This window comes from Streptomyces hilarionis, from assembly GCF_024539675.1.
Classification (GTDB): domain Bacteria; phylum Actinomycetota; class Actinomycetes; order Streptomycetales; family Streptomycetaceae; genus Streptomyces; species Streptomyces hilarionis.
Genome location: NZ_JAHHIT010000004.1, coordinates 20,578 through 34,076, shown reverse-complemented (window position 1 = coordinate 34,076; position 13,499 = coordinate 20,578). Strand labels below are relative to the sequence as shown.

Annotated in this window: 10 protein-coding genes and 2 pseudogenes; 8 read left to right on the top strand and 4 right to left on the bottom strand. The window is 75.6% G+C overall.

Translation table 11 applies throughout. From position 1 onward, the window contains the following. Positions 1 to 89 precede the first annotated feature (89 nt). A pseudogene (locus KMS84_RS01795) lies at positions 90 to 272 on the bottom strand (ArsR/SmtB family transcription factor); the annotation flags it as partial. 3 nt (positions 273 to 275) lie between these two features. On the opposite strand from KMS84_RS01795, the pseudogene KMS84_RS01790 reads away from it, so the two are divergent. From KMS84_RS01790 to KMS84_RS01765, 6 genes and pseudogenes are all read left to right on the top strand, one after another. Further along, a pseudogene (locus KMS84_RS01790) lies at positions 276 to 500 on the top strand (MFS transporter); the annotation flags it as partial. A 487-nt stretch (positions 501 to 987) separates the two neighbouring features. Next, positions 988 to 1,728 carry a hypothetical protein gene (locus KMS84_RS01785; protein WP_256914198.1) on the top strand — a complete coding sequence of 247 codons (741 nt, stop codon included), beginning with the start codon at positions 988 to 990 and terminating at the stop codon, positions 1,726 to 1,728. Positions 1,729 to 1,827: 99 nt separating this feature from the next. Beyond that, positions 1,828 to 2,694, top strand: a complete 867-nt coding sequence (locus tag KMS84_RS01780; RefSeq protein WP_256914197.1) for an NAD(P)H-binding protein — start codon at positions 1,828 to 1,830, stop codon at positions 2,692 to 2,694. A gap of 93 nt (positions 2,695 to 2,787) precedes the next feature. Beyond that, positions 2,788 to 3,996: an RNA ligase gene (locus tag KMS84_RS01775; RefSeq protein WP_256914196.1), complete on the top strand. Its 1,209-nt coding sequence runs from the start codon at positions 2,788 to 2,790 to the stop codon at positions 3,994 to 3,996. Between the two features lie 2 nt (positions 3,997 to 3,998). Then, positions 3,999 to 4,913, top strand: coding sequence for a phosphatase domain-containing protein (locus tag KMS84_RS01770; protein ID WP_256914195.1), 915 nt, complete (start codon positions 3,999 to 4,001; stop codon positions 4,911 to 4,913). A gap of 196 nt (positions 4,914 to 5,109) precedes the next feature. Next, positions 5,110 to 6,528, top strand: a complete 1,419-nt coding sequence (locus KMS84_RS01765; RefSeq protein ID WP_256914194.1) for a DEAD/DEAH box helicase — start codon at positions 5,110 to 5,112, stop codon at positions 6,526 to 6,528. A 76-nt stretch (positions 6,529 to 6,604) separates the two neighbouring features. Here KMS84_RS01765 and KMS84_RS01760 read toward each other — a convergent pair whose 3' ends face one another. From KMS84_RS01760 to KMS84_RS01750, 3 genes are all read right to left on the bottom strand, one after another. Next, on the bottom strand, positions 6,605 to 7,072 hold the full coding sequence (locus KMS84_RS01760; RefSeq protein WP_256914193.1) for a hypothetical protein: 468 nt from the start codon (positions 7,070 to 7,072) through the stop codon (positions 6,605 to 6,607). Positions 7,073 to 7,217: 145 nt separating this feature from the next. Continuing rightward, positions 7,218 to 7,709, bottom strand: coding sequence for a hypothetical protein (locus KMS84_RS01755; RefSeq protein WP_256914192.1), 492 nt, complete (start codon positions 7,707 to 7,709; stop codon positions 7,218 to 7,220). A 204-nt stretch (positions 7,710 to 7,913) separates the two neighbouring features. Further along, entirely contained in the window at positions 7,914 to 8,969 is a 1,056-nt protein-coding gene (locus KMS84_RS01750) for a hypothetical protein (RefSeq protein ID WP_256914191.1), read from the bottom strand. A gap of 512 nt (positions 8,970 to 9,481) precedes the next feature. Here KMS84_RS01750 and KMS84_RS01745 point away from each other — a divergent pair. Continuing rightward, the gene (locus tag KMS84_RS01745; RefSeq protein ID WP_256914190.1) at positions 9,482 to 12,601 is read left to right on the top strand and encodes an AfsR/SARP family transcriptional regulator; all 3,120 of its coding nucleotides are present in this window, start codon (positions 9,482 to 9,484) and stop codon (positions 12,599 to 12,601) included. Positions 12,602 to 12,818: 217 nt separating this feature from the next. After that, entirely contained in the window at positions 12,819 to 13,484 is a 666-nt protein-coding gene (locus KMS84_RS01740; protein ID WP_256914189.1) for a M15 family metallopeptidase, read from the top strand. Positions 13,485 to 13,499 lie beyond the last annotated feature (15 nt).

Below are 13,499 nucleotides of genomic sequence, written 5' to 3'. Positions count from 1 at the left end.
ACCGCCCGCCGGTCCGAGAACGTGTGCACGGGCGGTGCCGCGGCGGTCGGCCGTCGCGTCCGCTCCCCCGGCCCTGGCACGGCCGGTGCTCAGCGCAGGACGGCGGACAGCAGGTCCGTGCCCAGGGCCGTCAGCGCGGGCACGTCGAGGGCGTAGCGGACGTAACGCCCGTCGCGTCGGGCCGTCAGCAGCTCGGCGCGCCGCAGCACGGCGAGATGCCGTGAGACCTCCGGGGGCGTCAACTCCCAGGTGTGCGCGAGCTCGCGGGTCGTGGCACCGTCGGCGAGATCCTCTACGCGGGCAGCGCCACGGCGCTGGTCACCGCTCTCGCCCCGCCCCGCGCCCTGGGCCGCGCCCTGGCGCGCTTCCAGCTCTCCACCGGCTTCGGCCTCGCCGTCTCCCCGGCCGCGATCACCGCTCTCGCCCCGCACGGCTCCGCCGCCCTGTGGGGCAGCCTCGCCATGGCGACGCTGCTGTCCGCCGCCGCCGTCGCCCACTGAACCGGCCCCGGGTCCAACGGAGTCCGGCCGCGACGCGGACGCCTGCGACCTGGGGGGCGGCCGACGACCGGGGGCTCGCGGCGGGCGGCCGTGTGGGACGGACTGCCGCCATGGAGTAGCTCGGCGGCGGCCCCGACCGGCCGCCCTGGAGACCGTCGCGCCGGCTCGTCGTCGTCACCGCGGCGTCGGCGCTGTCCGCCGCGCTCGTGGCGGGCATCGTGACCGTGGGCGGGTCCGGCGAGGACGGCCGGGCCGCCGCCACCGGGAGCCCACCGACGCCGTCGCCGTCCGGCAGCCCCTTCCCCGCCGGCCCGGACGCCGTCGTCACCGCGGGCCGCACCCCCGGCCCGGTGATCACGGGAATGCCGCTGCCGCGCGACGCCACGCTGGTCAGACGGGACCGGAGCGCGGACGCCGGCCCCTGGACCGTGGTCGTACACCGCGCGCAGGGGTCGCTGGGACGGCACGGCGCGGTGGTCACCTCCCGGTGCCGGCGCCGCCGGACGGACGTCGCGTCCGGGTCGGCGACGCCGCGGGACGGGCCCGCGGGCCCGAGATCACCTGGCCGGTCTCCGGCGCGCACGCACGCACAAGGGGGGACCTGCCGCGCTCCGACCTGCTCGCGGTCGCCGCGGCCACCCGTGTCGCCTCGGGACGTCCCGCGGTCGACCCGCCGCCGGGGCTGACCGTCGTCTCCCAAGGGCCCGCCCGCCCGGCCCGGCTGCTCGAAGCCCGCTACAGCTCGAAGGCGACGGGCGAGTCCGGCGCCTTGTCAGGAGGCCTCACGTTCACCGGCGTCGCCCGGTGCGGCGGCCTGGAGGACGGACTGCACGCCGCTCCCGTGCGGGCGGCGGGGACCGTGCGCGGCAGGCCCGCCGTCCTCACCTCCGCCCTCGGCGGCAACGGCGCGCTGGCCTGGGAGCCCGCGCCCGCTGTCGTGGCGTACGTCGGCTACAGCGGGGCGCAGCTCGACGAGCGCGCCGTCGCCGCCCTGCGCCGGCCGGCCGAGCGAACCCGTCTACGGAAGCCGGGCTGGACGGGACCGATCTCCCCCTGCTCCGCCGGCTGGGTCGTTCCCCGCACGAGCCGGTGGTGTGAAGGCGGCAGGATATACCGGGACCCCGAAGTGCGTTCGTCCGGTGGGCAGTTGTGGGCCCGTCCAAGAACACCGCGGCTCTCCCCCACGCCCGGCGGCCGGACGGACTGCCGTGCGCCGAAAAGGTTTTGACGTGCCGTTCGCCGTTCGCCGAAGGTGGGCCCGACGTCCGGGCCGAGCGGCCCGGGCCGCCGTCCGGCGGCGACCGCGTCACCAATGAGGGAGTCGTGGATGATCGTGGTGTCGGCCGCATCAGGAGCCTTCGGCAGGCTGGTCGTCGACCGGTTGCTGGAGGGCGGGGCCGCCGGTCGCGTCGTGGCCGCCGTGCGGCGACCCGAGAAGGCCGTCGATCTGGCCGCTCGCGGCGTGACCGTCCGCCACGGCGACTACGACGATCCGGCGACGCTGCGCACCGCGTTCGCGGGAGCCGACCGGCTGCTGCTGATCTCCTCCCCCGAGCTGGACACCGCCCGCCGAACCGCCCAGCACCGGGCGGCTGTCGACGCGGCCCGCGCCGCCGGGGTCGGTTCGCTCGTGTACACCAGTTTCCTGGGCGCGGACACCCGGGCGGAGGGCCTCACCGCGGCCCACCACGCCACCGAGCGCGCCCTGGCCGCGTCCGGGCTGCCGCACACCGTGCTGCGCCACCCCTTCTACACCGAGGCCTTCGTCCACCCCGGCCTGCGCGACGCCGTCGCCGCGGGCGAACTGGCGGACGGCACCGCGGGACGCGGTCTCAACACCGCCCTGCGCGGCGATCTCGCCGAGGCCGCGGCCCGCGTCCTCACCGAGGACGCCCACCTGGGCCGCGCCTACGACTTCACCGGGAACCTCTGGGACCACCACGAGCTCGCCGAGGCGCTCAGCCGCGTCTGCGGCCGGCCCGTCGTGCGGCGGAACCGGGCCGACCGCGCGCCCGGAGCCCGGGGTTGGCTCGAGGAGCAGGTCCGGGCCGGCGCCCTGGAGCGGCAGACCGACGACCTCCGCCACGTCCTCGGCCGTCCGCCCACTTCCCTCGACGCGGCGGTCGCCGCGCTCCTCGGCCACCCCCGTCCCGGCTCCCCGGACGCCCGACCGGCGGGCCCAGGAACGTCGTGACCTGCGCCGCTCCCGCGCCGCCCGACGGATAATCGGGTGTCCCCCCGGTGGCCGCGCGGGTGAGAATCAGTCACCGGCAAGGGGAGGAACACCATGAGCCAGGACCACCTGACTCTTCATGAGCTGCTGCCGCAGCGGGAGTTGGCGGCGGCGCTCGACGCGGGACACGTCACGCGCAAGACGCATCCGGAACTGCCGCTGTCGCTGTACACATACACGCGGGCATGCCAGTACGAGCAGGTGTGGAACAGCGTGACCACCCGTTGCCGGGGCCTGGTGGCCGACGACGGCACCGGGGAGATCGTCGCGCTGCCGCTGCCGAAGTTCTTCAACGTCGGTGAACACGCGGCCGGCCGCCCCTACGCGCCCGGCCTGCCCGACGAGCCGTTCGAGGTGTACGACAAGGTCGACGGCAGCCTGGCCGTGGTCTTCCACTACGCCGACCGGTGGCGCGTCGCGTCCAAGGGCTCGTTCGTCAGCGCCCAGGCCACGTGGGCGCAGCGACTGCTCGACGGCAAGGACACCTCCGCCCTCGTGCCCGGGGTGACCTACCTCGCCGAGATCCTGTACCCGCAGAACCGGATCGTCGTCGACTACGGCGAGCGTCGGGATCTGGTGCTGCTGGCCGCGTTCGGCAGGACCGGCGCGGAGATACCCCTGGCCGACGCCGCGCCGCACTGGCGGGGCATCGGGTCGGTCGTCACGGTGTGGCCCGCCATGCCGCTGGCCGAGCTGCTGGCGCTGGCCGAGGCCAACCGGCTGCCCGGTGGCCGGCCGGCCACCGGCACCGAGGCCGAGGGGTTCGTGCTGCGCTTCGCCTCGGGGGTCCGGGCCAAGGCGAAGCTCGCCGAGTACGTCCGGCTCCACAAGGTCCTCACCGGCGTGAGCGAGCGCGACGTCTGGCGCGGTCACGGCGTCCAGCGGTTCTCGGGTCTGCCGGCCAAGCAGGTGGCGCAGGCGCTCGGCTGCTCGGCCGCCGACATCGAGGAGGCCGGCGGCCGACCCCTGGACGCGCTGCTGGAGCAGGTGCCCGACGAGTTCGACGCGTGGGTGCGCGGCCTCGTCGACGGGTTCGACAAGCAGGTGGAGGACCGCGAGCGGGAGATCGACGAGGCGTTCCGCTCGCTGGCGCCGCTCGCCGGGGACCGGGGGGCGTTCGCGCGCGCCGTGCGGGCGCTGCCCGATCCGGCTCTGCGCCCCGCCATGTTCCTGCGCCTGGACGGGCGTCCGACCGAGCTCGTGACCTACCGTTCCGTCCGGCCGGAGGCGTCCGACCCGTTCCAGACCGACGAGGAGAACTGACCGTGCCCGTTGTACACGTCATGACCGGCCTGCCCGCCTCGGGCAAGACGACCGAGGCGCGCAGGATGCAGACGGAGGCCGAGGGCCGCATGCGCCGGGTCAACCTGGACGACCTGCGGGCGATGCTCGACGTCCCCGCCCCCGAGCGGGGCCGGTCGTACGCGCACGAGCAGACCGTGCTGGCGATCCAGGACGCGGCGGTGCGGGCGGCCGTCGACGACGGCTTCGACGTCGTGGTGGACAACACGCACATGACGCCCCACATCCCGAAGCGGCTGAAGGCGGCGGTGGCGGGACAGGCGACGTTCGTCGTGCACGACTTCACCGACGTCCCGGTGGAGGAGTGCATCCGGCGTGACGCCGCACGCGAGCGGCCGGTCGGGGAGGAGATCATCCGCATCCTGGCCGACAAGCACGCCGCGTCGCGGCGGGGCGGGTGGCGGCTGACCGCGGAGTGGTTCAACGACGAGCCGCCCGTCGAGCCGTACACGCCCGACCCGGCGCTGCCGTCGGCCGTGATGTGCGACATCGACGGCACGCTGGCCCTCCGGGGCGCCCGGGGCCCCTTCGACTTCACCCGCTGCGAGGAGGACCTGCTCAACGAGTCGGTGCGCGGGGCGCTGCGCTCCTTCCGCAACGCGGACGGCGACGCCGTCGTCCTGCTCTCCGGCCGCGGCGAGGAGCACCGGGGCCGGACCGAGGCGTGGCTGCGGGCGCACGAGGTCCCCTACGACGAGCTGTGGATGCGCGCCGCCGGCGACGGCCGCCGCGACGACGTGGTGAAGGCCGAGCTCTTCGACCGTCATGTGCGTCACCGTTTCGCCGTGCGGGTCTCCCTCGACGACCGCGACCGGGTCGTCGCCGTGTGGCGCCGGATGGGCCTGCCGACCTGGCAGGTCAACTACGGCAGCTTCTGACCGGCCCGCTTCGGCGCGGCGGGCGCCCGCACGTTCGCGTGCGCACCTCCGCATGCGCGGGGCCGGGCGTGCGCGGGGCCGGGCGGGGGCTCGTCGGCCGCTGGTAAACTGGGGGCACGCTTCGACACCGCCGGGGCCCGTACCGAGGGGTACGGGCCCCGGCGCGTTCCGGGCGTCAGACCAGGAAGGCTCCCCCATGAACGCGCAGCTGCCGGAACCCGGACTCCCGCAGGCCGGCAGGCTCCGGCGGGCGACGGCTCCCGACGACGATCCGTCGACGCCGGACGCGGTGTCCCCGGGCCTGCCGCCGGCCGCGTCCTTCGACGCGCTCGGGCTGCCCGCGGCGCTGGTGGAGACGATGAAGGGGCTGGGCGTGACGGAGCCCTTCCCCGTCCAGGCGGCGACCCTGCCGAACGCGCTCGCCGGCCGTGACGTGCTCGGCCGGGCGCGGACGGGCTCGGGCAAGACGCTCGCCTTCGGCCTGGCGCTGCTCGCCCGGACCGCGGGTGCGCGCGCGGAGGCGAAGCGGCCCCTCGCGGTGGTGCTGGTGCCGACCCGGGAACTGGCCCAGCAGGTCGGCGAGGCGCTGGCGCCGTACGCGCAGGCGCTGCGGGTGCGGCTGGCGACGGTGGTCGGCGGTCTGTCCATCAACCGTCAGCAGGCGCAGCTGCGGGCCGGCGTCGAGGTCGTCATCGCCACGCCGGGGCGGCTGACCGACCTGGTCTCGCGGCGCGACTGCCGACTGGACCACGTGCGGATCACGGTCCTCGACGAGGCCGACCAGATGTGCGACCTGGGGTTCCTGCCGCAGGTCTCCGACCTCGTGGCGCAGGTCCCCGCCGACGGACAGCGGCTGCTGTTCTCGGCCACGCTCGACCGGAACGTCGATCAGCTGGTGCGCGACCACCTGCACGACCCGGTCGTCGTGTCGGTCGACCGGATCGCGGGCTCGGTGGCCACCATGGACCACCACGTGCTGAACGTCCACGCCGCCGACAAGTACGCCACCGCCACCGAGATCGCGGCGCGCGACGGCCGGGTGCTGATGTTCCTGGACACCAAGGCCGGCGTGGACCAGTTCACCCGCCACCTGCGGGCCGCCGGCGTCCGGGCCGCCGCCCTGCACAGCGGGAAGTCGCAGCCGCAGCGCACGCACACCCTCTCCCGGTTCAAGGAGGGCGAGATCACGGTGCTGGTGGCCACCAACGTCGCGGCACGCGGCATCCACGTCGAGGCGCTCGACCTGGTCGTCAACGTGGACCCGCCGGCCGACGCCAAGGACTACCTGCACCGCGGCGGGCGCACGGCGCGCGCCGGGGAGTCCGGGCGCGTGGTCACCCTGGTCACCCCCGACCAGCGGCGCGACGTGAACCGCATGATGTCCGAGGCCGGCATCCGGCCCACCGTCACCCAGGTGCGCTCCGGCGAGGAGAGGCTGACGGCCATCACGGGGGCGAAGCGGCCGCCCGCCGGGGCGAAGACCGGCGGGGGCAACGCCCCCTTCCGCGGGATGGGCACCCGTCCCGGCCGCCCCGCCAAGGAGTCCCGCAAAGCCGCCGAGGCCCGCAAGGCGGCGGAGGCCCGGGCCGCGGCCCGGGTCCGCAAGAGTCGCTGACCGGGCCGGGGCCCTCCCGTGGCACCGTCGGCAGGGCCCGCCGACGCGAGGCCGGCGGGCCCTGCCCGCACGCGGGTCAGCTGATGAACGAACCCGGCGCGCAGGCGCTCGCGGTGACCCAGGCGTGCGACTCGATGGTGTTGTTCATGAACGCGCCGTTGGTGTAGCGGTTGCGGGCGAGGTCGTCCACGTACTTCTCACCGGGCTTGAGGCAGCCGTACGCCGTGTCGTTGTACTCCTTGAGGTAGTAGAAGGCCACGACGTCCTTGCCGCCGACGAAACCGCTGTTCATGACGGACGAGGCGCGGTTCACGTCGGTGCCCTGGAAGGGGCCGAGGGCGTCGCCCCACTCGGGGTCGTTGCCCGGGGTGACGCCGAGGAGCGTGCCGCCGCAGTCGGTGCCGTCCCAGGCGCGGACGTTGCCGTCGCGGCCGTGGGCGTTCCAGTCGGCGTTGCAGCCGGGGCCGGCGTGGGCGGTCGCCGGGAGGGCGACGCCCAGGGCGGCGAGACCGAGCGTGGCGACGGAGAGGGTCAGTGTGCGCATGGCGGATGTCCTGTTCTGCCTCGTCGGAGGCGTGCTGAGGGTGAAGCGGGTGAGCGGGGTGAAACGCCGCGAAGGTCGTCGCGGAGCGTGATCCGGGGCGCGGGGGCCCGGAAGCAGGGGGAGGCGGGGCCGTGGCCCGCGCGCCTCAGCTGATGAAGGAGCCCGGCGCGCAGGCGCTCTCCCTCACCCAGGTGTGCGAGACGATGCTGTCGTTCATGGTGTGTCCGTTGGTGAACCGGTTGCGGGTGAGGTCGTCCACGTACTTCTCGCCGGGCTTGAGGCAGCCGTACGCCGTGTCGAGGTAGTTGAGGCGGAAGTAGAAGGCGACGACGTCCTTGCCGCCGACGTATCCGCTGTTCATGACGGAGGAGGCGGCGTCGCCGTCGCTGCCCTGGAAGGGGCCCGTCGTGTCCCACCAGTCCGGGTCGCTGCCGGGTGTGACGCCCAGCAGCTCTCCCTGGCAGTCGATGTCGCGCCAGGCCCGCACGTTGCCGTCGCGGCCGTGGCTGTTCCAGTTGGCGTCGCAGGGCGCGCTGGCCTGGGCGGTCACGGGCAGGGCCACGCCCAGGGCCGTGAGAGCGAGGGTCGCGATCCCGAGCGGGACGAGGGAGGCGAGGGACACGGTCGGTGTGCGCATGGGGGAAGTCCTGTCTGCCCGGTCGGGCGGGTGCGGGTGGGAAGCGGGTCGGTGCGGGTCGAAAGCAGCTCGGGTGTGGGCGCGGAACGCGGAGCGGCAGGGGGAAGGCCCGGTCGCCAGGGGCGGGTGAAGACGGGATCCGACGGGCCGGGGAGGGCGGGTCGGCCGGGCTGGAGGCCGGATCGGCCGGGCCGGGAAGGCGGGTCAGGTGCGCGCGGCGACGATCCGCTCGGCGCGGCCGAGCGCGAGCCGCTTCATCCGCGCGTGGGCGTCGAGGGCCTGTGCGTACTCACCGCCGAGTCCGGCGACGTAGTGGGCCTCGCGCCGCCGGCCGATCGACCGGAGGGAGACCGTGCGGGCGCAGGTCGCGTCGGCGACCGCGACACGGGTCTCGGCGGCGAAGGAGCGCGCCTCCTCGGCCGGGCTCTGCCGGGCGCTGTGCTCCCGTGTCGCCTGGCGGGCCGCGGCCGGGTCGGCGTAGGGGTGACCGGCGTCCCGCATACAGCGCGACCACGCGCGGACCGCGCGGGTGAAGCCGCCGTCCTTCAGCAGCTTGTCCACGTACAGGGGGCGGAGGTTGCTGACGGTCGTGTCGGCGGCGAACCAGGCCGCCGGGTCGCCGTACAGCGCCTTCTCGGCCGCGGCGGTGCAGCCGCCGGACTGCTTGGTGATCGTGCCGCCCGTGGGCGCCGCGGCGCTCAGGACCTCGGCCTCGCGGCCGCCGTCCATCGCGACGTCGTAGGCCCGTTGCCGGTCGGCGGAAAGGGTCTTGCGGTACAGGAGGTTGGGGTTGGTGAGGCGGGCGCGGTCCTCCTTGGCCAGGATCCGGCTGCCGTAGCCGTAGGTGCGCGCCCAGCGCACGTCGTCCTGCACATAGCCGAGGGGGCGTCTTTCGGCCAGGCTCAGCCGCTGCCCGTCCCAGAAGCGGAATCCGTGCGCCGTCATGCACCGTGTGACGAGGTGCTCCTCGGCGTCGGAGATCCGCAGGTCCTCGGCCCAGCTGAGCTCCGGCTGCGCCGCGGAGGCCGCGGCGACGGGGCCGCGGTTGGCGGGGGCGGACGGGCCTCCGTCCGCCGTGCAGGCGGTCAGGACGAGGGCGGCGACGGCGGCGACCGTGCCCATCGCGACGGCCGCGCGCCTTGGCGCCCACCGCGGCGGACAGGGGGGTTCTGCGGGTCGCGCCACCGGGGGCGGTGCGGTCGCGGGGGTCTCGGCGACGGTGGTGACGGCCGGCCGGCGGGCGGCGTCGGTGCGCTTCATCGGCTCCCTCCCGGGGCGGATCGAACGGTTCGGGCGGATCGAACGGAGACGGGTGGAACAGGGGCGGGTCGAGCACGGAACGGGCGGGCGACCGTGCGGTCGGGCGGGTGCGCGGGCGACCGCGACGGAGGGGAAGCGGAAGCCGGTCGAGCGCGGCCCGATCGTGCGGAGGCGGTGCTTTCGAGCCGTTGACGCCCTGGACGGCGCGTTCGTATGACGCCGGATCCGAACGGTTTTCCCGGTCCGGCGGGCTCATACGAACGCCTCGCGCGGACCGTCCCTCGGGCGAGCCACCCGTCTCGCGCACGCCGGATCAAGCCAAGTGCCGGGCCGCGCGGGAACGGACGGGCCGCCGTGTCCGCCCCGGCGCCCGGCCCGCACCCGGGCGGGTCCGCCTCGGCGCACCGGCCGGATCCGGCCAGGCCCCCCGGCGCCCGGCATCCCGCCGCAGAGGCCCGCCGATATCGTTGTCGCGCTCCGCGGTGCGGGAACGGTACAGCGATCGGGGACTCATGCTCGAGGTACGCCTACTCGGTCCGGTCGAGGTGTGGGAAGGGGACCGGCGGGCCCCGCTCAACGGGGTCAGGCCGCTCGCCGTGCTGTCCGCGCTCGTCGTCCATCTCGGCCAGGTGCTCCCCACCGAACGGCTCGTGGACTTCGTCTGGGACGAGCAGGCTCCCGCGACCGCCGCCGCGCTGGTCGCCACCCATGTCTCCGCCGTGCGCCGTGCGCTGGCCCACGTGGGCGGAGCCGACACCGTCCGGACCCGGCCGCCCGGCTACCTCGCCGCACTCGACCCCTCCCAGGTGGACGCCCGCCGGTTCGAGCGCCTCCTCACATCGGGCCGTGCGTCGGCCGCGGGCGGCCGCCCCCAGGAGGCGGCCGACCTGCTGGCCTCGGCGCTGGGCCTGTGGCGGGGACAGGAGGCCCTCGAAGGACTCGGCCAGTCGTTCGCCCGGATCGAGGCGGCACGGCTGGCGGAGCTGCGCCTGGTCGCGCAGGAGGAGTCGTTCGGACTCCAGCTGACGCTGGGGCGGGCGGACCGGACGATCGCCCCGCTGCTCGCGCACGTGGCCGCCCATCCCCTGCGGGAGCGGCCGCGCGGCCAGCTGATGACGGCGCTGTTCCGCACGGGCCGGGTCTCCGACGCGCTGCGCACGTACCAGGAGGGCCGCACGGCGCTGCGCGACGAGCTGGGCATCGACGCCGGTCCCGAACTGCGGGCCCTGCACCAGGCGGTGCTGACCAACGACACCGCCGTGCTCGGCGCGGACGCCGGCCCGTCGTCCGTCGCGCCGCCCGCCGGGATCGCGACGGCGCGGCAGCGGTCCGGCGACGTCCCCGTGCCGGCTCCCCGGCAGACCGTACGTCCGACTGCGCCCGCGCCTTCCCATCTCCCGCCGGACATCGCCGACTTCGTCGGACGCTCGCAGCAGATCCGGTGGGCCGAGACGCTGTTGCACGGCGTCGACGACGCCGAGCGCACCGCGCCGCCGATCGGGGTGATCTCCGGACGCTCCGGCACCGGCAAGACCGCGCTGGCCGTGCACGTCGGCCACCGCACCGCCGAACTCTTCCCCGACGGCCGGCTGTTCATAGACCTGCGGGCAGCCGACGCCGCTCCGCTCCAGCCGGCCGACGCGCTGGCCCGGCTGCTGCGCGCCATGGGCGCCGACCCCAAGACGCTGCCGGGCTCCGCCGAGGAGCTCACCGGCCTGTACCGCACGCACATCGGGCACCGGCGCGTCCTGCTGATCCTCGACAACGCGTCCGGCGAGGCGCACGTGCGGCCCCTGCTGCCGCCGGGCCCCGGTTCGGCGGTGCTCGTGACCAGCCGCCGCCGGCTGGTGGCCCTGGAGGGCGCGGCCCACCTGGACCTGACGGTGCCGGACGGGGAGGAGGCGCTCGAACTCCTGCGGCGCGTGGCCGGACGGGAGCGGACCGGCTCGCAGCCGGAGCGGGCGGCCGAGATCGTGGCGCTGTGCGGCCGGCTGCCGCTGGCCGTGCGCATCGCCGGAGCCCGGTTGGCCGCCCGCCCGCACTGGGCGCCCGGGCAACTCGCCGGTCGGCTGCGCGACGAACGGCGCCGGCTGAACGAACTGCGGGCCGGGGACCTGGAGTTGCGCACCAGTCTGGAACTCGGCTACGCCGACCTCGACGCGCAGGAGCGCCGCGCGCTGCGCCGGCTCGCCCTGCTGGACCTGCCCGACTTCGCGGGCTGGATCGCCGCTCCCCTGCTGGACATCGACACCGAGGACGCCGAGGAGGCGGTGGAGCGGCTGGTGGACTGTCACTTCATCGACGTCATCGGCGTCGACGACACGGGCCGCAACCGCTACCGCATCCACGACCTGGCCCGCGAACACGCCCGGGAGCGCTGCCTGTCCGAGGAGAGCGCGGAGCAGCGCGAGGCCGCCGTGCTGCGGCTCGTGGGCTGCTGGCTGGGGCTCGCCAGGAAGGCGGCCGCGCGCGGCCCGGGCGGTGCCGTCCGGTACTTCCCGCAGCCGGCGACCGTGCACCCCCTCGACGCCGGCACCGAGGAGTCGCTGCTGGAGCGGCCCGCGGCCTGGTTCGCCGCCGAACAGGCCTCCCTGCTGGCGGCGGTGGAGTACTGCGCCGGCCACCGGCTGGACCGGCCGGCCCGGGATCTGGCCGGGGCGCTGATCGCGAGTTCGGCCGCGCTGTACAACCAGTTCGACGCCTGGTCGCGCTCGCATGCCGCGGCCATCGCGGCCGTGCGCCGCAGCGAGGACGGCGAGGGCGAGGCGTGGCTCCTCAACGGCCTGGGGCAACTCTGTTACGAGCAGGACGAGTTCGAGGACTCGTACGCCCGCTTCAGCGAGGCCCTGCGGCTGTTCGAGGAGCGCGGCGGGCCGTCGCAGGGGGCGGCGGTGGCGCTGGCGGGGATGGGCACGGCCCGGCGTGAGCAGGCCCGGTACACCGAGGCGCTCGAGCTGCTCGACGCGGCGCTCGACCGGTACGGGCCGGATGCCGAGCGCGGTGCCCGGGCCCGCGTGCTCTACGGAATCGGCTACGTGCACCGGGAGCAGGGCCGCGCTCCGCAGGCCTGGGAGGCGCTGAGCCGGGCGCTGGAGCTGTACCGCGCGCAGGCCGACCGGCACGGAGAAGCGCTCACGCTGCGCTCGCTCGCCCTGTGTCACCGGGCGCAGGGCGCGCTGGAGCAGGCCGAGGAGCTGCTGCACGACGCGTTGCGGATCTTCACCGGTCTGCGCGACACGTTCGGCGTGATGTACGCGGAACAGTCGCTGGCCAAGGTGGAGCTGCGACAGGGCCGGCAGGCGGAGGCGGCCGAGCGGCTGGGCCGGTGCCTGGCGGTGGCCCGCGAGCGAGAGGACCGTTTCGGCGAGGCGCTGGTCCTGCGCACCCTCGGCGAACGGCACCTGGCGGCGGGTGAACCCGACCGCGCCCGGGCGCCGTTGGAGCGGGCGCTGGCGGGCTGGGAGGCGCTGCGGCTGCCGTTGTGGCGGGCGCGCACGGCCTGGGACCTGGCGCAGGTCTGGACGGCGGACGGCGACGAGGCCCGGGCGCGGGCCGCGCGGTCCGCGGCACTCGCGGTCTTCCGGGAACTGGACTGCCGCGAGGCCCGCGAGCGGTCCGGGGCGGCGGGCTAGGGCGAAACACGCCCTGGCGTCACCGGCCCGGCTGCCCCGCTGCTGCGGGCGGCGGCGGGACGCGGCGGGCCCCGACTCGGCGGCCCGTCCGGCGGACGGCGCCGACGGCGGGGGCGGCGGGATCACCGGCCGCGGCCCGGCTCGCTGCAAAAGGCCTGGTCGACTGCTTGCAGGCGATCTGCAGAGCATTTGCAGCGGTCCGCGGGACGCTTCTCCCGTGACAGACATCATCACGCTCTCGGATCCCCGGGTCGCCGCGGTCGCGGAGGACGAATGCGGTGAGCCGCTCGTCGACCTGCGCGGCAGCGGCGGCCTGCGGCTCGACCTCCGGCAGGCCGACGACCGGGGCAGCTACGCCCATCTGAGGTCGGGCGTGCTGCGGCGGCTCGTGCGGGCGCAGCGGCTGCTGCCGGCCGGCGTCCGGTTCCTGGTCGTGGAGGGGTACCGGCCGCCGGACCTCCAGCGGCGCTACTTCGAGCAGTACGCGGCGACGATGCGACGGGCGCATCCCGACGCGGCGCCCGAGCGCATACGGGAGCTGGCGAGTGCCTACATCTCCCCGCCGGAGGTCGCCCCGCACGTCAGCGGTGGAGCGGTCGACCTGACGCTGTGCGACCGGGACGGCCGTGAACTGCCCCTGGGCACGGAGGTCAACGCCACCCCGGAGGAGAGCGCGGGCGCCTGTCGCACCGCGGCGCCCGGCATCGCCGCCGAGGCGCGTGCCAACCGGGCGCTGATGGCCCGGGCGCTCACGTCGTCCGGATTCGTCAACTACCCGACCGAGTGGTGGCACTGGTCCTACGGCGACCGCTACTGGGCCCTGCTCGTCGACGCCCCGGCGGCCCGCTACGGCCCCGCCGCCCCGCCCCGCACGACGGCCTGACCACCGTCGGCACGG